The organism is Streptomyces sp. NPDC001890 (assembly GCF_042891445.1).
Lineage (GTDB): Bacteria > Actinomycetota > Actinomycetes > Streptomycetales > Streptomycetaceae > Streptomyces.
In genome coordinates this window covers 313,425-334,282 of record NZ_JBIATE010000005.1, presented here as the reverse complement: position 1 = coordinate 334,282, position 20,858 = coordinate 313,425, and the positions used below count along the sequence as shown (strand labels likewise).

Genomic DNA, 20,858 nt, shown 5'->3' with positions numbered 1-20,858 from the left:
GTCGGCGCGAGGTGCGGTCAGAGGGTCTTCACGAGGATCCGCGCGTCGCGCCGGGGGTCCAGGGCCGCCGCCCAGGAAGCAGGTGCCGGACGCGTGGTCGTGGGCGCGAAGCCGTACCGGAGGAACAGGCCGCCCCCGCCGGTCGTCGCCGTGAACAGGGCATCCAGCGACCGGGCGCGCGCCGTGGCCAGCAGCGCGCGCAGGAGCCCGGCCCCCACGCCGCGCCCCTGCCGGTGCCCGGCGACGCAGAAGTTGTACACGACGCCCACGGCCCCGCGATCCTCCCCCGGGTCCGCCGGGTACACCCGCAGGCCTACGCAGCCTTCGAGCGGGGATCCGGGGGCCTGCGCCACGAGGAAGTCGGCCGCGTGGGCGGCGTAGAGCGCGGCGGGCCGCTCCCGCAGCGCCCCCGAGCGCACGAAGGGCCGGGACAGTTCGGCGAGTTCGGCGGCGTCCTGGTGCCGGGCGGGGCGCACGGAGCGTGTCGGCGCGGAAGGGGCGGGAGGGGCGCAGGGCGCGGAAGGCGCGGGCACCGGCGGAGCCGGGCGCGGCGTGGCCGTGATCAAGACTTCGGGGTCAGTCGGTGGCCGCCGCGAGGGAGCGGGGGCGCAGGTCGGTCCAGTGGGTCTCGATGTAGTCCAGGCATGCCTCGCGGCTGTTCTCGTCGAGGGCGATCGTCCATCCGCCGGGTACCTCGGCGAAGGCCGGCCAGAGCGAGTGCTGTCCCTCGTCGTTCACCAGGACCAGGAAGCGGCCTTCGGGGTCGTCGAAGGGGTTGGTGCTCATGTGTCGGTGCCTCCTCGGGGCCGACGGGCCGGTGACGGCGGCGTCGTGAGTGTGCGTCAGGGCGCGGGTGCGGATGGGATCGGAGCGGAAGCGAGCAGAGTTATTAGGTTAGGCTCACCTAATGCAAGGTGAGCCTAACCTCTTCCCCTTCCCTCTCACAAGGAGCTGCCGATGCACCCGGTGACCGAGCGGGTCCGCGACGAGGACGAGGGCGACGCCTTCGCCGGGTTCGGACTGCACGGCAGGCCCGGCACCGACGAGTTCTGGGCGGCGGTACGGACGCCGGCGCCCGTACCCGACGGCGACGGCGGCTGGCGGACCCTGTTCCTGTGGCGCGGGTCCGAGGCGCTGATCGACTTCGAGAGCTGGTCGCAGCCGGTCCCCCTGCGCCGGTGGGCCGGCACCGACTGCTGGTACGCCGAAGTGCGCATGCCCGCAAGGCTGCGGGTGACCTACCGGTTCATCGCGGGCGGCGCGGCCCGTGCCGATCCGTTCAACCCGGTCGGCGCGGGCGCCGACCGGTCCGTCGCCGCGACCCCGGACGCCCCGGCCCAGCCGCACTGGCCCGTCGTCGGCGCCGACGACGTGCTCCCGCTCCCCCGTACCCGGATCCGCTGGGCGAGCGAGCGGCTCGGCGGCCGGCGCACCGTGCGCGTCCACCCGGTGGGCGGCGGCGGGCCGGTGGTCCTGCTGCTCGACGGGGACGACTGGCTGCATCTGCACCCGGCGATGACCGCGTTCGACTCGGCCGCCGCCTGCGGCGAGATGCCGCCCGTCACCCTGGTCTACCTTCCGGCCAAGGACCGGCAGGCCGAGTTCGGGTGCAGGCCCGAGCTGTGGGAGGCGGTCCGGGACGAACTCCTGCCGCTGGTCGCGGAGTCCGGGGTACCGGCCGACCCCGGCCGGATGGTGGTCGCGGGGCAGAGTCTGGGCGGGCTGAGCGCGCTGTACGCGGCGCTGGAGTTCCCCGATCTGGTCTCGCGGGTCGCCTGCCAGTCGCCGTCCTTCTGGTGGGCGCCGGGGGCCGAGGACCGGCCCGACCCGTTGGGCGGCCCGGTCGGCGGCGCCGTCGCCGACCGGCTGCGGCGCGGCCCCGACCTGTCCGGTCTGCGCTGCGCGTTCGACGTCGGGGAGCACGAGACGCGGATGCTGCCGCACTGCGAGCTGACCGAGGCGCTGACCGAACGGGCCGGCGCGACGGTACGGGTGTCGCGGTCGGCCTCGGACCACGACCGGGCGGGCTGGCGCCACGCCCTGCTCAGGGACGTCGCCTGGGCCCTGCTCTGAAAGACCCCCGGCACCGGCTTGTTCTCAACGGGCCACGGCCAGGCAGTAGTTCTCGTCGCCGGCCAGGAGGTTGCGATGGGTGTCCTGGGCGGTGATGACGCCGTCGTCCAGGACGAGCACCCGGTCGGCGGCGTCCAGGAGGGCCGGACTGCTGGTGATCACGACCGTGGTGCGGCCCCGGCGCAGCTTCGCGATGTTGCGGGCGATGAGCTGTTCGGTGACGGCGTCCACGGCCGTCGTCGGGTTGTGCAGGACCAGCACGTCGGAGTCGGCGGCCAGGGCGCGGGCCAGGGACAGCCGTTGCCGCTGTCCCCCGGACAGGTTGGCGCCCCGGTCGCGGACCGCGTGGTCGAGCCCGTCGCGGTGGAGGGCGACGACATCGGTCAGCATGGACGCCTCGACGGCCTCGGCGATCGTCCGGCTGGTTCCCGACGGGTCGATGTTCGTGCGGAGCGTGCCCGCGAAGATCTCCCCGTCGTACGGGTTCACCAGCATGTGCTCGCGGACCGCCTCGACCGACAGGTCCGCCAGCGCCTGCCCGCCGACCCGCACCACTCCCCCGTACGCCTGGGGCGCGACCTTCACCGCGAGGAGCGCGGCGAGGTCGGCCGCGGCACGCGGCCGGTACGCGGCGATCGCCACGAACTCCCCGGCGGCCACCTCGAACTCCAGCCCGCGCAGCGCCCCGTACCGGACGCCGTCCACCGCCAGGCCGCCGCCCGCCGCCGGGCGCCGCGGCCCCGGGGTCGTCACCGGCGGCGCGGTGAGGACCAGCGCCATCCGATCGGCCGAGGCGCGCGCCATCATCACGTACTTGGGCATCTCCGAGAACATCTTGAGCGGTTCGATGATGAACTGCGCGAGGCCCACGGCCATGACGAGTTCCCCGATGGTGATCCGCCCGTCGAACGCCAGCCAGCCCGCCGTCAGGGACACGGCGGCGGCGAGCACCGCGTTGAGGGCCAGTGCGGTGCCCGCGTACGTGCCGTTCACCCGGGCGACGGTGATCGCCTGGCGCCGCGCGTCCCTGCTGACCTTCCGGTAGGTACCGAACGCCGCGTGGTTGCCGCCGAAGCCGTGCAGCGGGCGCAGGCCGGTGATCAGGTCGGCGACCTTCGCTCCCGCCCGCGCCACCCGGGCCTGCTGTTCGCGCGTACTGGCGCCGATCCGCCTGGACATCACGGCGAGGATCGAGAGGATCGCGACGGTCCCCACGATCACCAGCAGGCCGAGCCGGATGTCGGCCAGGCCCAGTGCGAGTGCCGCGACCACCACCGCGACCAGGGAGCTGATCAGCAGCGGCACCACCTCGATGATGTCGGCGGTCTGGTCGGCGTCCTCGGTGGCGACGGTGAGCACCTCGCCGGACTTCAGGTCGATGTCCCTGGCCACCGGCTGGAGCCCGCAGGCGGCCACCTGCACCCGCCAGCGGTGCGCCTCGGTGGTGTTGGCCTTCTGCAGGACGCGCATCCCGAACCGCCACGACAGCGAGACCGTCGTGATGATCACGGCCAGCGCGCCGATCGACAGACCGAGCGCGGCCGGGCTCCGGTCCCGCATGGTGTGCTCGACGATCAGGCCGAGCGCGATGGGGAACGCCGTCTCCCCCGCCTGGTACAGGCCCATGAGGACCGTGCCCCGGACCATGGCACCGACATTGCGGCCGAGCGCGGTGCGCAGGATGTCGGCCCCCGGCCGGGGGCGCTGCGTGTCAGGAGTTGTCATCGAGGTGGCGCGCAATCGCTTCGGGGGTTCGCAGGGTGAACAGATCACGGATCGTGATCACGGGACCGTACTCGCGGCGGAGCAGCCCGGTCAGCCGCACCGCCAGCATGGAGTGACCGCCGAGGGACACGAAGTCGCTCACCGCGCTCACCTCGTCGTCGTCCAGGTCGAGTGCCTCGGCGAAGTACTCGCACACCACGGTCTCGGTGCCGGTCGCCGGGCCGCGTTCGCCCGCCGTGGTCAGCGCGCCGAGCGGCCTGGCCTCCGGCAGCGCCTTGGTGTCGGCCTTCCCGTTCACGGTCAGCGGGATGCCGTCGACCCGGGCGTAGTGCGTCGGGCGCAGGAAGTCCGGCAGGCCGGCGCCCACTTCGGCGGCGACCTGCGCCAGGTCGGCGCCGTCGAGCACGAGATACGCGGCCAGCCGGTACGCGCCGTCGACCTGTGGGTCGGGCTGGGCCACCGCGGCGGCGAACCGCACCGCCGGGTGCGCCGCGAACACGGCCTCGACCTCGCCGAGTTCGACCCGGTGTCCGCGGATCTTGACCTGCTGGTCGGTGCGGCCCAGGTACGTCAGGTTCCCGTCGGGCCGGCGGATCACCAGGTCCCCGGTGCGGTACATGCGCTCGCCGGGGGCGCCGAACGGGCAGGCGACGAAGCGGTGCGCGGTCTGGGCGCTCTGCCCGAGGTAGCCGCGGGCGATGCCGATGCCCGATACGTACAGCTCGCCGGGGACCCCGTCGGGCAGCGGGCGCAGCCACGGGTCCAGTACGTACACCTCGGTGTTGTCGATCGCCACGCCCACCACCGGGTCCTGGCACTCGAAGGTGCCGACGCCGAGGGTGTTGATGGTGTACTCGGTGGGCCCGTACAGGTTGTAGCCGGCCGTGCCCCGTGTCCCGGCGAGCCGCTGCCAGAGCGTCGGGGTGACGGCCTCGCCGCCCAGCAGCACCAGTGCCGGCCGCCGTCGCGGGTCATCTAGCAGGCCCTCGGCCACCAGCTGCTGGGCGTAGGTCGGGGTCACGTTGATGACGTCGATCGCGTGCTCGGCGCAGTACTCGACCAGCCGGGGGGCGTCGCGGCGCAGGTCCTCGTCGCAGATGTGGACCTCGTGGCCGTCGGCGAGCCACAGCAGTTCCTCCCACGACATGTCGAACGCGAACGACACGGTGTGCGCGATGCGGAAGACCCGGTGGCCGTGGTCGGCGAGGACCGGTTCGAAGATCCGCCGCTGGTGGTTGATCAGCATGTTGGTGAGCCCGGCGTACTCGGTCACCACGCCCTTGGGCTTCCCGGTCGAGCCGGAGGTGTAGATCGTGTACGCGGGGTGGCGCAGGCGGTCCGGGTCGTCCGGCGCGAACGTCACGTACGGATCGGCGGCGGGCAGCGGGCGGTCCAGCTCGATGGGTTCGCCGCTCAGCCGGTGCGACACGGCGCTGACGGTGAGGATCACCTCGGGCCGGGCGTCCGCGACGATCGCCGCGATCCGCTCGTCCGGGTGGTCCAGTTCCAGCGGTACGTAGGCGGCGCCGACGCGCAGTACGGCGAAGAGCGCCACGATCGAGTCGAGGGAGCGCGGAAGAGCGAGGCCGACGGCCGTCTCGGGGCCGATGCCGCGCCGGGCGAGCACCCCCGCCAACGCGCGGCTGCGGTCCCGGAGTTCAGCGAAGGTCATGGTCGCTCCGTGGGCGACGAGCGCGAGCCGGCCGGGGTCGCGGTCCGCCGCCCGGTCGAAGCGGTCGACGACGGTGTCCGTGCCGATGTCGGTGCGTTCGGCGGGCCCGGGGACCGGGGCGAGCCCCGGCAGTGCGCCGACCCGCCCCGTCGACCGGGCGAGGCCCTCCAGTACGCGGAGGTAGTCGTCGAGGAGGCGGCGGGCGCCCCCGGGGTCGCCGTCGCGGTGCTCCAGCTTGACCGTGAGCCGGTCGCCGGGCGTGACGACCCAGGTGAACGGGTAGTGCGTGGAGTCGTCGGCCCGCACGGAGGTGATGCCGTGCCGGGCGTTCATCTCGGCGAACGCGTCCAGGTCCAGGAAGTTCTGGAGCACGAACAGGTTGTCGAAGAGCGTGTCGTGGCCGGCGGCCCGCTGGATCTCGCCGAGCCCCAGGTGCTCGTGGTCCATCGCCTCGACCCGGGCCGCCTGTACCGCCGACAGGTAGCCGCCGACCGTGTCGTCGGGCCGGGGCCGGGTCCACATCGGCACCGTGTTGAGCAGCACACCGACGATGCCGTCGTGGCCCTCGCCCTCCCGGCCCGAGACGGTCACTCCGAACACCGCGTCGGCGCGGCCCGTGCGGGCGCCGAGCAGCAGGCCGAAGGCGCCGGTGAGCACCGAGTTCAGGGTGACGCCGTGCGCCCTGGCCGCTTCCCGCAGCAGGTCGGAGAGTTCGGCGGACATCGTGTGTGTGAGGGCGCGCGGCAACTCGTCCGAGAGGGCCGGGGCGGGGCCGGCGAGCAGCGTCGGACCCGGCAGCCCCGCCAGGTGCTCCGCCCAGAAGCGGTTCGACGCCCCGGGGTCCTTGGCGGCGAGCGTCCGGGCGTACTCCTCGAAGCCGGGCACGGCGGGGGCCCAGGCCGGCGGCTCGCCCGCCAGGACGGCCTCGTACGCCTCGAAGAGGTCCCGCAGCACGATCTCGCGGGACCAGCCGTCCCAGAGCAGCAGGTGGTAGCTGAGCAGCAGGCCGTCCCGGCCGTCGGGCAGCCGCACCACGGTCAGCCGGATCAGCGGCGGCTCGCCCGGGTCGAAGCCCGACTCGCGGTCCCTGGTGCGCAGTTCCTCAATCTCCGCCTCGCTCGTGGCGGTGACCGTGCGGACGTGGACCCGGCGGCCCGCACCGAGGACCTGGACGGGGTTTCCGTCGTCGTCGGTGGCGAAGCCGGCGCCCACGACCGGGTGGCGCGCGATCACGTGGGCCATCGCCTCGGCCAGCGCGTCGGCGTCCAGGCGCCGGTCGAAGGTGAACCAGCTCTGCGCGACGTAGTGTCCGGCCGTGCCTGCCAGCTGGGCCTGGAAGAACAGGCCCCGTTGGAGCGGGGTGACCGGTGCCGTGCGCTCGGCCGTCGCGGAGGCGTCCGCGATGTGTTCCAGTGCGCGGAGCCAGTGTGCGGCGATCTCGTCGGGGATGCCCTCGGCGAGGGTGAACTCCGCGTGCAGGCTTCCGGTGGTGTCGTCGGTCCAGGCGTTGACCTCGACGGCGTACGGGCTGTCGTGTTCGGCGCCGGTGAGGCGCAGGGCCTGGGACTCGGCGCCCCGGCCGAGGTAGTTGAACAGCACCTGCGGGCGGGCGGTCAGCAGCGGGGCCGTCTGCGGGTCGAGGTACCTGAGCCGGCCGTAGGCGACGTGCCCGGTCTCGTCGGGCTGGCGTTCGGCGACCTCGCGCGCCGCCGCGACGGGGTCGGTGTGCGCGGTGAGCCGCACCGGCGCGATGGCGGTGAACCAGCCGACGGTGCGGGAGTAGTCGTGGTGCTCCAGGGCCGGGACCCGGCCGTGCCGCTCCAGGTCGATCGCGAGATCGGTGGGGGCGGGCTGGACGCGGGTCAGCGCGGTGCGCAGCGCGCCGCAGAGCAGTTCGGTGAGGCCCGCGCCGAGTGCGGCGGGGGCGGTGCGGGTCACCAGGTCGCTCACCTCGGGGGCGAGTGCGACGGTGGTCACGCGCAGGCCCCCGGCCACGGGCAGCGGCGCGGGCGCCGCGAGCGTGGTGATCCAGTGGCCGAGGCCGTCGGTCTCCTGGGCGGACCGTACCGCCAGCGCCTCGGCGTACTCGGCGTACGACGTGGTCGGCGGCGCCAGGGGCGTGCCGCTCAGCGCGGCGGTCAGGTCGTCGAGGAGGATCAGCCAGGACACCGCGTCCACGGCGAGGTGGTGCACGGTGACGACCAGGGTCCGGCTCGCCGCCAGCCAGGAGAACGCGATGACGTCCCCGGCTGCGGGATCGAGCCGGCCGGCGGCCTCGTCCGCCGCGGCCGTCGCGTCGGCGGCGTTCGACGTCACGACGGCGACCTCGCGGGCGGGTCCGGTGCGCAGCGCCCAGACACCGTGCTCGGTGCTCAGCCGCAGCCGGAGCACGGGGTGCGCGGCGACGACGGTGTTCGCGGCGCGCCGGATGTCGGCGAGGCCGGTGCCCTCGGCCACCGCCACCGCCCTGGCCTGGGCGAACCGGTCGAGCGGGCCGCCCAGTTCGCGCCGGCGCAGGATGATCGGGGTGGCGGGCAGCGGGCCGTCCTCGCGGCGGGGCGGCGGGGGCGTAGCCGTCCGCGGGGTGCGGGTGCCCAGGTGGGCGGCCAGCGCGCGCGGGGTCTTCAGCAGGAACACGTCCCGGGGTGCGATCGGCAGGCCGAGCGCCCTGGCCCGGTTGATCACGGTGATGGCGACGATGCTGTCGCCCCCGGCGCCGAAGAAGTCGGTGTCGGCGTCCACGGCGACGCCGGGCAGTGCCTCGGCGAAGACGGCGACCAGTGCGGTGAGCGCGGAGTCGCCCGCGGCCACCGGGGTGGTGTCCGCGGTGGAAACCGGGCCGGTGCGCCGCGCGGCCACCGCCGCCCCGTCCCCGGCGGCGCGTTCGGCCAGGGCCTCGCGGTCCAGCTTGCCGTTGACCGTCAGCGGCAGGGCGTCGGCCGGCAGCACCCGGCCCGGCACCATGTGCGCGGGCAGCTTGGCGGCCAGCAGGCCGGTGAGGTCATGGGGCGCCCGGCCCACGACGTGCGCGACGAGGTGGTCGCCGCCCTCGGCCACGGTGACGGCCGCGTCGACCACGCCGTCGAGTTCCCGGACCGCGGACTCCACTTCGCCGAGCTCGATCCGGAATCCCTTGAGCTGCACCTGGTCGTCGGCCCGGCCGGCGAACTCCAGCTCCCCGCCGAGCGTACGGCGGGCGAGGTCGCCCGTGTGGTACATGCGGGAGCCGTCGGCCGCGAACGGGTTCGCCACGAACCGGCCCGCGGTGAGCCCCGGCCGGCCGAGGTAGCCGAGCGACACCTGGTCCCCGGCGACGTAGATGGCGCCCACCCGGCCCGGCGGCACCGGCCGGAGCCGGTCGTCGAGCAGATGGACGACCAGGCCGGGGATCGGGCCGCCGATCGGGCTGACGTCGCCGCCGTCGGCGAAGTCCTCGTCGGTCAGCACCCGGTGGGTGACATGGACGGTGGTCTCGGTGATGCCGTACATGTTGACCAGCTCGGGCGCCGTGGTGCCGTGCCGCTCGACCCAGCCGCGCAGCCGCCCGAGGTCCAGCGCCTCGCCCCCGAAGATGATCCGGCGCAGCGCGGTGACGGGTGCTCCGGCGTGCCGGTCGGCCTCGATGAACTGGTGGAACGCCGACGGGGTCTGGTTGAGCACGGTCACCCCGCGCTCGCGGACCAGCCGGTGGAAGTCGACCGGGGAGCGGGTCAGGGCGTACTCCGGCACCAGCAGCTCCGCGCCGTGCGCCAGGGCGCCCCACAGCTCCCAGACCGCGAAGTCGAAGGAGAAGGAGTGGAACTGGACCCATACGTCGTGCGGGCCGAAGTCCATGCCGGGCCCGGTGTTCGCGAGGAGCGTCAGCACGGCGGAGTGCGGGACGACGACGCCCTTGGGCCGTCCGGTCGAGCCGGAGGTGTAGATCACGTACGCGGGGTCGTGCCGGCCGATCCGGGGTTCGGTGGTGTCGCGCGGCAGTTCGTCCCCCTGGACGAGCACCCTGGCCCGGACACCCGCCCGGTCCAGCAGCCGGGTGAAGCGGTCTTGCTGGTCCCGGTCCACGAGCACGACCTGCGGGGCGGCGTCGGCGAGGACGTACTCCAGCCGTTCGTCCGGGTACGCCACGTCCAGCGGTACGTACGCGCCGCCCGCGCCGACGACCGCGACCAGGGCGACGACCTGCTCCACGGAGCGCGGCACGGCGACGGCGACCCGCTTGCCGGGACCGACTCCGGCGGCGCGCAGGACCGAGGCCAACTCGCGCTTGGCGTCCGACAGTTCGCCGTAGGTCAGGGACCGGGTGGTGCCGTCCAGGGCGCACTGGGTGACGGCGGTGGCCGCCGGGTCACGGCGTGCCGCCGCGTCGAACAGCTCGCCCAGGGTCGCCGGGGCGACCGGCACCGGGCGGCGGACGGCGGACGGGGCCGGTTCGCCGATGCGGGCGTCCGGGCGGTTCAGCAGGGTGGTGAGGGTCTCGGTGAAGGTGCGCAGGATCGCCTCGGCGCCCGCCTCGCGCAGCAGCTCCCCGTCGTAGATCAGGTTGAAGCGCGGCCGGCCGTCGGGGGTGCGCTCCGCCACCAGCGTCAACGGGTAGTGCGGGGCCCCCTCGTTGACGATGCCGGTGATGACCAGGGTGTCGTCGGGCCCGCGCAGGGCGTCCACGTCCGTCGCGACGTCGAAGACCACCAGGGTGTCGAACAGGGGGCCGATGCCCACCCGGCGGCCGATCCCGGCCAGTGAGACGTGCTGGTGCGCCAGCGCCGTGCTCTGGTGTTCCTTCACCGCGGCGAGCAGCTCGCGTGCCGTGGTGTCCGCGGTCCACCGGGCGCGCACGGGGATCGTGTTGATGAACAGGCCCACCATGTCCCCGATGCCGGGCACCTCGGCGTCCCGGCCCGAGACGGTGGATCCGAAGACCACGTCGTCGCGGTGGAGGATGCCGCCCAGTGTCACGGCCCACGCGCTGTGCACGGCCACGCTCAGGGGCACTCCGGCCGACCGGACGGCTGCGTCGAGGTCGTCGGCGGGCTCGACGGCGAGGTCGGCGAACCGTTCGGAGGGGGTGTGCCCTTCGGCGACCAGCGAGGGGCCGCTCAGACCGGCGAGTTCACCGCGCCACACCCGCTCGCTCTCGTCCTGGTCGCGTCCGGCGAGCATGCTCATGTGGTCGCGGTGGCCGCCGAGCGGGTACACGGACCCCGGCGCGTGGTACTCGGCCAGCAGGGTGCGGAGCATCGGCGGTACGGACCAGCCGTCGGCGATGATGTGGTGCACGGTCTGCACCAGTACCCTGCGCCCGGAGCCGGTCCGGATGAGCGTGTAGCGCATCAACGGACCGGTGGCCAGGTCGAATCCGGCGCGGCGGTCGCGTTCGGCGTGCTCGCGGATCTCCTCGTCGGTGAGGTGGGGGCGGTCCAGCGTGGTGAAGGGTGCCGCCGTGCCGCTTTCGAGTACGGAGACGACCCGGCCGTCGGCGAGCGCGGTGAACCGGGCCGCCAGGTTGGGGTGGAGCGTGAGCAGCCGGGTGGCCGCCGCCGCGAGCCGGTCGGCGTCCACGTCGCCGTCCAGGGTCAGCAGCTGCTGTTCGACGTAGCTGCCCGTGGCGTCGTCGTCGAAGACCGAGTGGAAGTACAGGCCCTCCTGCAGGGGCGTCAGCGGCAGGACGTCGAGCAGTGCCGGGCCGTCCAGGTCGTCGACGTCGGCCTGGGTGAGCCGTACCAGCGGGAAGTCGCTGGGGGTGTGGCCGCCTTCTTCGAGCGCGGCCAGGGCGGTCAGGGCGGATCGGTAGTACCGGCCGAGGGTGGTGATGTCCTCGTCGGTGAACATCCCCTCGGGCCAGGAGATGGTGGTGGCCAGCCGGTACTCGCCGCTCGCGTCGGGTTCGGCGATCGCGTTGAACTCCAGGGCGCGCGGCAGGCGCATCCTGGGGTCGCGCTTCTCGCCCAGCTGTCTGGTGGTTCCGGCGAGTTGCCAGTCGCCGCCGGTGCCCGCGTCGAATCGGCCCAGGTAGTTGAAGAGCACCTGGGGTGCGGGGGTGCGCGGCCCCGACCCGGTGAGGTGGTGCAGGACGCCGTGGGGGAGGCCGTTGCCGGGCACCCGGGCGAGGTCCTCCTTGACCGCCTTGAGGGCGGTGGCCAGGTACGCGGGGGCGGTGAGGTCGGCTGCCGCGCCGGGGTCCACGGTCACCGGGAACAGCGTGGTGAACCAGCCCACGGTCCGTGAGAGTTCCGGTTCGAAGCCGGCCGTGTCCGCGACGACGCGCCCCTCGCGGCCGTGCCCCTCCAGTTCGATGTGGGCGAAGGTCTGGTCCTGGCCCCGGTCGCGGCGCCACCGGGCGAGGGTGACGGCCAGTGCGGTCAGCAGTACGTCGTTGACGCCCGCGTGGAACCTCGCGGGAACGGTGCCGAGCAGCGCGGCCGTGTCCTCGGGCCCGATGTCGACGGTCCGTGTCCGTTCCCGGGCGACGGTGTCGGACTCGGTCAGGGGGCGACTTCCCAACAACGCGTCCGTTCCCGGCAGCGGCCGCTCGAAGTGGGCGCGGTCCGCTTCGAAGGACGTACGTTCCAGCAGCTGGGTCCACCGTCTGAACGACGTTCCCACGGGCGGCAGTTCGACCGGTGTACCGGAGGCGTACTGCCGCCATGCCGTGGCCAGGTCGTCCATCAGGATCCGCCAGGACACACCGTCGACGACGACGTGGTGGGCGACCAGGACGAGTTGCCGCGCCTCGCGGCGCCACACGGCGCGCAGCATCACGCCGCGGTCCGGGTCGAGCCCGTCGGTGGCGAGCTCCACGCACTCCGCCAGCGGCCGGTCGCTCTCCTGCCATTCGGCGGCGGCCCGTCCGGCCTCGGGGACGTGGAAGCTCCACCGCTCGCCGCGCACCAGCCCGGCACGCAGCATGTCGTGCCGCTCCAGCACCGCGGCGAGGATCTCGTCGAGCGCTTCGGCGCTCAGCCGTGCCGGTGTGTTGAGCACGACGGACTGCACGAAGCCGTCGATGGCGTCGGTGGTCCGGCCGAGCCACTGCACGATGGGCGATCCCGTGACCGGGCCGGTCGCGACATCGCCGTGGTCCGCGGCGGACACCTCCTCGCGGCTCGCCACCGCGGCCAGTGCCCCGAGCACGCTGTGGGTGAAGATCTGCCGCGCGGTGACGTGGAGGCCGGCGTCCCGCAATGCGCCGAGCAGCGAGATCGCCAGGATGCTGTCGCCGCCGAGCCGGAAGAAGTCCTGGTCGGCACCGGCCTGTTCGAGCCGCAGCACCGACGCGACGGCCGCGCACACCACCCGCTCGTTCTCGGTGGCGGGTGCCAGGACGGGACCGGTGCCGATCGCGGGCTCCGGCAGGGCGCCGCGGTCGAGCTTGCCGTTCGCGGTGAGCGGGAACTCCTTCATCACGACGAGGTGGGCGGGCACCATGTACTCCACCATGTGCCCGGTGGCCCATTCCCTGACGTCGTCGGCCCGCAGGTCCTCGTGTCCGGCGGCCGGGATCACGTACCCCACCAGGTAGGTGCCGCCCGCAGCGTTCTTCTTCGCGACGACGCAGCTGTGCCGCACCCCGGGGTGCTCCGCGAGGCCGGCCTCGACGTCCTCGGTCTCCAGCCGCATGCCGCGGATCTTGATCTGGTTGTCGGCGCGGCCGAGGAAGTCCAGCGACCCGTCCGGGGCGAACCGGGCCAGGTCACCGGTCCGGTAGAGCCGGGACCCGTCGTCGGCGAAGGGGTTCGCCACGAACCGGGAGGCGGTCAGGCCGGGTGCGTTGACGTACCCGCGCCCCAGGAGCAGTCCGCCCGCGTACAGCTCGCCGCCGACCCCGACCGGGACCGGGCGCAGCTCGTCGTCGAGCACGTACAGCTGGGTGTTGGGGTTGGCCTTCCCGATCGAGGTCGACAGGCGTTCGGCCTCGCCCCGGTAGACGACGTGGGAGACACCGATGGTCGTCTCGGCCGGGCCGTAGCCGTGGTACAGCGGGATGTCGAGCCGGGTGCGGAACCGTTCGTACAGCTCGGGGGTCAGCACCTCGCCGCCGCACCACACGTGGCGCAGGCTGTCCAGGCGGCCGGAGTCGCCCGCGATCTCCAGCAGTACGTCGAGCATCGACGACACCAGGTAGGTGAAGGTGACCCGGTGTTCGGCGATCACGCCCAGCAGGTGGTGCGGGTCGCGTTCGCCGCCGGGCCGCAGGATCACCAGTCTGCCGCCGGAGACCAGCGGCAGGAAGATCTCGTTGATGGAGATGTCGAAGGACAGCGGCGCCTTGAACAGCGACGCGTCGTCGTGGCCGAAGCCCAGGATCTCGTCGACCTGCCACAGCAGGCGCTCGCTGATCGCCTCGTGCCGGATCATGGCGCCCTTGGGCCGCCCGGTCGAACCGGACGTGAAGATCACGTACGCCAGGGCCGTGCCGGGGACGCTCGCGTCCGGTCCCTGGACGGGCCGGTCGCCGAACCGCCAGTCGTCGAGGTCGACGGCCACGGCCTCCGGTTCACCCGCTCCGTGCTCGCCGGAGTCGTTGAGCTGGAGCACGGCGCGGGCGTCCTCGACGACGACGGCGCGGCGTGCGGCGGGCCACTGCGGATCGAGCGGCACGAACGCGCCCTTCGCCCGCAGCACGGCGAGGAGCCCGATGACCAGCTCGGCCGAGCGGCCCAGCGAAATGCCGACGACCTGTTCGGAGGTGAGTCCCCGTTCGATCAGGTGGTGGGCCAACTGGCTGGAGTACTCATCCGCTTGACGGTATGTCAGCGATCTGCGCTCATCGGTGATCGCGACGGCGTCGGGCCTGCTGCGCGCCTGCTCCTGGAACATCTCCATGAGGGTCGGGCGGACCCGGTCGGCCCGGGTGTCGTTCCATCCGGCCAGGGCGTCGATCCTCGCCGCCGGGCCGGACGGGCCGATGGTGCCGATGGGCCGGTCCGGGAAGTCGGCCAGGTCGTCCAGCGCGAGCTGCGCGTCGGACGGGGCGACGCCGCCGGGAACGGTGATGGTCCGGCCGTCCGGGCCGGCCTCCCAACCCGCGCTCCCGCCACCGCCGTTGTCGACCCAGCCGAGCACGTCGGTGAACCGCGTACCGGGGGTGAGGTCCAGGCCCTCGGGGCCGAGGCCGGTCGCCCAGTACGCCAGCCCGATGGCGCACGCTCCGGCGATGGTCCGGTCACCGTAGTCGCCGGTCCGCCGGCGTACACCGGCCAGGCGAGCGGGAGAGAGCAGCACGTGAGGAGCGCGCGGTTCCGTCATCGAAGACTCAGCATCCTTCCAAGGTATGCAGGTTAGCCTAACCTAACTCAGGGTTACCTAACTACCCTCGCGCCAGGCCCGCCAGAGACGCGCGTACTGGCCGCCCAGAGCCACCAGCTCCCCGTGCGTCCCCTCCTCCACCACGCACCCCTCGGACAGCACGGCGATCCGGTCCGCCGCCATCGCCTGGGTCAGCCGGTGCGCCACGAACAGCGTGGTCCGGCCCGAGCACGCGGCCAGCACGGCCCGCTCCAGCTCCGCGGCGCCCGCGCTGCCCGCCTCCGCGGTCGACTCGTCGAGCACCACCACCGGGGCACGGCCCAGCACCAGCCGGGCCAGGGCGATCTGGGCGACCTTGGTGACGTCCAGGCGCTCGCCGCCCTCGCCGACCATGGTGTCCAGCCCCTCGGGCAGCAGCTCCACCCACCCGTCGGCGCCGACCGTGCGCAACGCGTCCAGCAGTTGGCCGTCGCTCGCCCCCGGCGCGGCCAGCCGCAGGTCGTCGGCGAGCGGGCCCGAGAACACGTGCGTCTCCTGCGTCAGGATGCTCACCAGGGCCCGCGCCCCGGCCTCGTCCAGACCGGCGAGGTCCTGCGATCCGATGCGCACCGACCCCGACTGCGGGGTTCCGGTTCCGGCGATCAGCGCGGCCAGGGTCGACTTGCCCGCGCCCGTCGCACCCACCAGGGCGAGCGAACCCCCGGCCGGGATGGCCAGGTTCACGTCCCGCAGGACCGGTTCCTCGGCGCCCGGATAGCTGAAGGTCAGCCCCTGGACGGTCACCGGATACGGTCCGGCGTCCGCCCGGGCGACGGACACGTCGCCCACCAGCCGCTCCTGCGCGGGCTCCCCCACCACCCCGACCAGGCGGGTGAGGCTCGCGCCCGACTTCTGCGCCTCGTCGAAGGTGAACATGATGGCGCCCAGCGGGGTGAACAGCCGGTGGAACATCAGCGGGGCCGCCGACACCTCGCCCAGACTGGCGGCACCGGCCTCCAGCAGGGCGTACCCCACCACGATGATGAGGACCAGCCCGATGAACTCGGCGCGGTTCTCCCGGCCGACGAACCGCCCGAAGAAGCGGAACACCTCGACGCCGTAGTCGCGCACCCGCCACGACTCCTCGGTCACCTTCTCCCGGACGGCGCCCTCCAGGCGGTACGCCCGTACCGTGTCGATCCCGTCGAGACCGCTGATCAACGCCTGCGCCCGGTCGGCCTGGGCCGCCCGCTGCTTGCGGTAGAGCGGTGCGGAGCGGGGCAGGTACCAGCGCAGGGCCAGCGCGTACGCGGGCAGCGCACCGGCGCCGGCCAGGCCGAGCCGCCAGTCAAGACCGAACATGCCGACCGTGGCGATGACGACCAGCACGCCCGCCGAGAACACGGTCGGGACGGCCGCCCGGATCCCCTTGGACAGCACGGCCACGTCGTCACCGACCCGGGACAGCACATCGCCCCGGCCGACCTGTTCGACGCGTGCGCTCGGCATCCCCAGCACCGCACGGACGGCCGCTTCCCGCAGCCGGGCGAGCAGATCCGCCCCCAGCCGTCCGATCAGGTACGTCGACCCGGCGGTGGCCACCGCGCCGAGCAGCGCGGCGGCCACCATCACCGCCCCGACCGTGACGAGCGCCGAGCGCGATCCGCCCTCGGTCACCCCGTCGACCACCCGGCTCAGCAGGAGCACGGGGAGGACCTGGAGCGCCGCCCCGGCCACCGTGGTGAGCAGGGTGGCGGCCGTCAGCCACGGGGTCCGGCGGCAGTGCGCCACCACCCACGCGGTGGCCTCGCCGCCGGTCGCCGTGCGCAGGGTCGCGGTGGCGGCGCGGGTGTCGGTGGCACTCACACGAAGACCGGGCCTCTCCGGGAACGGGACGGTCGGACCGCCATGGCTACTTGACCGACTCGACGAGCTCGTCGATCGCGTACGGCAGGGAGAGCAGGGTTCCCTGGGACATGGCGGCACCGACCGCCGGGCCCTCGCTGTCCAGCAGGTACGAGACCTTGCCGTTCTTGACGGCGGGCAGGTTGGTGAAGAGCTCGAACTTCTTCAACGCGTCCGTGTCCGCCTTGTCGTTGATGACGAAGATGCGGTCGGCGTCGACCAGGTCGACCCGCTCGGGGGACAGCACCGTGAAGAACTTGCCGCCCGCGACCTTGTCGATCTCGGTCCGGTACGTGAAGCCGATGCCCGTGACCAGCCGGCCGCGTACGTCGGTGGAGGTGAACGGCGCGACGGAGTCCTTGTACCAGGACAGCGCCACGGCGGTCTGCTTCGCGAACTCCGGGTGGGCCTTCGCGGCCGTGTCGAGCTTGGCCTGGATGCCCTTCACCAGTTCCTTGCCCTCGGCCTCCTTGCCGAGCGCCTTGGCGATGTGCACCGCGTTGTCCTGCCACGGCGCGCTGAAGGGCTCCTTCTCGGCCTTGGTGCGGCCCACCGTCGGGGCGATCCTGGAGAGCTTCTCGTAGGCGGCCTTGTCGATCTCGGAGTACACCGCGATGATCAGGTCCGGCCGCAGCGAGGCGATCTTCTCGTAATTGGGGCCCGAGTCACCGTTGTTCATGATGACCTCGGGGCGGGTGTCGCCCCACTTGTCCTTGACCCAGGGCCACTGGGTGTTGATGTCGGGGGACTTGCCCGCCGGGTTGGGGTACTGGTCGACCATGCCGACCGGCTTGATGCCGAACGCCAGGACGGCCTGGTCGTCCGTGTAGCCCACGGAGACGACGCGCTTCGGGGCCTTGGTGATCTCCGTGGATCCGAACGCGTGCTCCACGGTGACCGGGAACGCGCCGGAGGCGGCGGCCGGGGCGTCCTCGCCCTTCTTGTCCGCCGAGTCGGAACCGCACCCGGCGAGAAGGCCGACGCCGAGGGTCGCGGCGGACAGTATCGCCGCCACCCGCCGCCAGGGCCTCACACGCGTCGTTCGATGGAGAAGCATCCGAATCCCTTGCTTTCACACGGTCCACTGCACCTCGATGTAAGGGCAGCCAAACCTTACCCGCACAAGTGAGGTCAGCCTAGCCTAACTTTTGAACTTTCCCCCGTCAGGCACGACTTGGGCGCCCGCCCCCCGGTCGCCGGGCCCTACGGATCGAGCCGGACGTGCGTACGGCCGATCGGCACGATGAGCGGCCGGTCGCCCACCGGGTCGTCGATGACCGTGGCGCGCAGCCCGAACGCCTCGCGCAGCAGCTCGGCGGTGATCACCTCGCGCGGGTGTCCCTGCGCCAGGACGGAGCCCTCCCGCATCACGATCAGGTTGTCGCTGTAACGCGTCGCCAGATTGAGGTCGTGCAGCACCATGACCACGGTGCACCCCGACTCGTGCAGGTCGTCCACCAGGTCGAGCACGTCGATCGCGTGCGCCAGGTCCAGATAGGTGGTCGGCTCGTCCAGCAGCAGCAGGTCGGTCCCCTGGGCCAGGGTCATCGAGATCCAGACGCGCTGGCGCTGCCCGCCGGAGAGCGAGTCGACCGGCCGGTCGGCCAGTTCGGACACCCCGGTCATGGCCAGCGCCCGCGCCACGACGCCGGCGTCGTCCGAGGACCACTGCCGCAGCCAGCTCTGGTGCGGATGGCGTCCCCTGGCGACCAGGTCGGCCACGGTCAGCCCCTCCGGCGCGACCGGCGCCTGCGGCAGCAGTCCGAGCTTCTTTGCCACGTCCCTGGTCCGGAGCCTGCCGATGTCCTCGCCGTCCAGCACGACCGTCCCCGCGGACGGCTTCAGCAGCCGGGTGAGGGTGCGCAACAGGGTGGACTTGCCGCATCCGTTGGGGCCGATGATCGTGGTGATCACCCCCGGGGGGATCACCACGTCGAGGGCGTCGATGACCGTCCGGCCGCCGTACCCGACCGTGACTCCCCTGGCTGCCAGCCGTGTCGCCTGCGTGGCGCCGGCCCCGGCCCCGGCTTCGGCTTCGGCCTCGGTCCCGGTCCCGGTGGTGAACTGAGTGGCCACGAGCCCCCCCTTGTCTAGGTCTGTTCTGCATGCTTTGCGCCTACCTGAGGTTCGCCCGCACCAGCAGGTAGATGAGGAACGGGCCGCCGATCGCGGCGGTGACCACACCGACCGGGAGGGTGATCGACAGCGCCGTGCGCGCGACCAGGTCCGAGCCGATCAGCAGCACCGCGCCCACCAGGCCGGAGGCCACCATCGGGGGCGTCGGGAACCTCGCCAGACGCATCGCCACCTGCGGCGCCACCAGGGCGACGAACGGCACCGGGCCCGCCGCGCTCACCGCCAGCGCGGCGAGCAGGACCGCGCACAGCAGCAGGACGGCCCGCACGCGCGCGTACCGGACACCCAGGCCGGCGGCGACCTCGTCGCCGAGATGCATCGGTCTGAACTGGAACGCGACCGCGGCCACGACGACCACGAGGACGAGCATGCCCCAGAACGCCACCCGGACCTCGTCCCACGACCGGCCGTCCAGCGAACCGACCAGCCACGACTGGGCCCTGGCCACGTCCCTGATGTCGGCGGAGACCAGCAGCCAGGTGGTGACCGCCTCCATCACGGCGCTCACCGAGATGCCGATGAGGATGAGCCGGAAGCCGTCGATCCCGCGCCGCCAGGCCAGGAAGTACACCAGCAGTCCCGTGGAGAGTCCGCCCGCGAGCGCCGCCGCGGGCAGGCCCACCGAGCCGGTGACCGCCGCGGCCGCCCCGCCCGACGCGGTCACCAGGAGGACCGCGACCGCGCCCGCTCCCCCGGTGATGCCCAGAATGTCCGGGCTGGCCAGCGGATTGCGTGCGACGGACTGCGTGATCGCCCCGGACATCCCCAACGCGAAGCCCACGACGAGACCGGCCAGGGCGCGCGGCATCCGCAGATCCATGATCACGAACTCGTCGACCTGTTCGCCCCGGCCGAGGAGCGTGGCGACCACCCGGGGCAGCCCGATGGGGAAGTCCCCCACGCCGATGGAGAGGCAGAACACCAGGAACGCGCCCGCCGCCAGCAGCAGGGTGACCAGGACGAGCCAGGGCCGCCATACGAACGACACCCGGCCGAGCCGTACGCCCGGCGTCACCGATGGGTCCATGTCCGTCCCGTTCATGCGCTCCTGAACTTTCCTCGCCACACCAGAACCGCGAAGAACGGGGCTCCGAGGAGGGCGACCACGACACCCGCGTCCAGCTCGCCCGGACGTACCACCAGGCGCCCCACGATGTCGCAGACCAGCAGGACGACGGAGCCGAGCAGACCCGCGTACGGCACCAGCCAGCGGTGGTCCGGCCCGGTCAGGTACCGGGCCACATGGGCCACCATGAGTCCGAGGAAGGCGATGGGGCCGCACGCCGCCGTGGCCGCGCCCGCCAGCAGGGTGATGGCGACGATGCCGACGGTCCGGCTCAGCGCGATGTTCACGCCCAGCCCCCGCGCCACGTCGTCGCCCAGGTTGAGCAGGTTGAGGGCGGGCAGGGTGATCAGGGCCAGCACCAGTCCGACCGCGATGAACACGGTGACCGGCCGGATGACGTCGAATCCGACACCGGCCACGGAGCCCGCGTTCCACAACCGCAGCGCGTTCAGCGACTTCTGGTCGGACAGCGCGACCGCGGTGGTCATCGCCGCGAGGAAGACCGTGAGCCCCTGCCCGGCCAGGGCGAGCGTCAGCGGGTTGCCCGCGCCCCGGCCGATGCTGGAGAGGCCGAAGACCACGACACCGGCGACCGCCGCCCCGAGGAAGGCGAACCAGACGTACTGGAACGGGTTCGTGAGCCCGAACACCGCGACCACCGAGACCACGGCGAACGAGGCACCGGCGTTCACCCCCAACAGCCCGGTGTCCGCTATGGGGTTGCGGGTGTAGCCCTGGATCAGCGCGCCGCCGACGCCCAGCGCGAGGCCCGCCACGATCGCGAGCACCGTCCGGGGCACCCGCACGGTCTGCACGATGAGCCTGACCTCGGTGAGCCGCCGGTCGGCCTCGGGCGCCGCGAACAGCCCGTGCCAGACCTCGGCGGGGCTCAGCGCGCGCGCACCGACGGCCAGCGACAGCGCCGCCGCGACCACCAGGACGACCACGAGCACACCCAGACCCACGACCCGCCGCCGGCGGGCCCGATGCGTGGCCCCGGGTGCGGGGCGCTCAACCGCGGTCGTGCGCATCTCGATGTCCGTCATCCCTCGTGATCCG

10 protein-coding genes are annotated in these 20,858 nt (G+C 73.1%); 1 reads left to right on the top strand and 9 read right to left on the bottom strand.

Annotated features, from left to right (window positions below):
* Nucleotides 1-17: 17 nt before the first annotated feature.
* The gene (locus ACFYY1_RS17925) at nt 18-566 is read right to left on the bottom strand and encodes a GNAT family N-acetyltransferase (protein WP_388586127.1); all 549 of its coding nucleotides are present in this window, start codon (nt 564-566) and stop codon (nt 18-20) included.
* Between the two features lie 10 nt (nt 567-576).
* Complete coding sequence (locus tag ACFYY1_RS17920; protein ID WP_388586125.1) at nt 577-786, bottom strand: MbtH family protein; 210 nt, start codon at nt 784-786, stop codon at nt 577-579.
* Between the two features lie 171 nt (nt 787-957).
* Between ACFYY1_RS17920 and ACFYY1_RS17915 the strand changes: the two genes are divergently transcribed.
* Nucleotides 958-2,073, top strand: a complete 1,116-nt coding sequence (locus tag ACFYY1_RS17915) for an alpha/beta hydrolase-fold protein (protein WP_388586122.1) — start codon at nt 958-960, stop codon at nt 2,071-2,073.
* Between the two features lie 24 nt (nt 2,074-2,097).
* Here the strand turns inward: ACFYY1_RS17915 and ACFYY1_RS17910 are convergent, their stop codons facing one another.
* From ACFYY1_RS17910 to ACFYY1_RS17880, 7 genes are all read right to left on the bottom strand, one after another.
* Entirely contained in the window at nt 2,098-3,798 is a 1,701-nt protein-coding gene (locus tag ACFYY1_RS17910) for an ABC transporter ATP-binding protein (protein ID WP_388586121.1), read from the bottom strand.
* On the bottom strand, nt 3,785-14,713 hold the full coding sequence (locus ACFYY1_RS17905; RefSeq protein ID WP_388586120.1) for an amino acid adenylation domain-containing protein: 10,929 nt from the start codon (nt 14,711-14,713) through the stop codon (nt 3,785-3,787). The genes ACFYY1_RS17910 and ACFYY1_RS17905 overlap by 14 nt, the downstream gene beginning before the upstream one ends.
* A 57-nt stretch (nt 14,714-14,770) precedes the next feature.
* The gene (locus ACFYY1_RS17900; RefSeq protein WP_388586117.1) at nt 14,771-16,558 is read right to left on the bottom strand and encodes an ABC transporter ATP-binding protein; all 1,788 of its coding nucleotides are present in this window, start codon (nt 16,556-16,558) and stop codon (nt 14,771-14,773) included.
* A gap of 46 nt (nt 16,559-16,604) precedes the next feature.
* A complete protein-coding gene (locus tag ACFYY1_RS17895) occupies nt 16,605-17,654 on the bottom strand; it encodes an iron-siderophore ABC transporter substrate-binding protein (protein ID WP_388586116.1) in 1,050 nt (349 codons plus the stop codon).
* A gap of 146 nt (nt 17,655-17,800) precedes the next feature.
* A complete protein-coding gene (locus ACFYY1_RS17890) occupies nt 17,801-18,673 on the bottom strand; it encodes an ABC transporter ATP-binding protein (protein ID WP_388586114.1) in 873 nt (290 codons plus the stop codon).
* A 40-nt stretch (nt 18,674-18,713) separates the two neighbouring features.
* Nucleotides 18,714-19,775, bottom strand: a complete 1,062-nt coding sequence (locus ACFYY1_RS17885; RefSeq protein ID WP_388586112.1) for a FecCD family ABC transporter permease — start codon at nt 19,773-19,775, stop codon at nt 18,714-18,716.
* Nucleotides 19,772-20,830: a FecCD family ABC transporter permease gene (locus ACFYY1_RS17880; protein WP_388586285.1), complete on the bottom strand. Its 1,059-nt coding sequence runs from the start codon at nt 20,828-20,830 to the stop codon at nt 19,772-19,774. Before ACFYY1_RS17880 ends, ACFYY1_RS17885 begins: the two co-directional genes overlap by 4 nt.
* Nucleotides 20,831-20,858 lie beyond the last annotated feature (28 nt).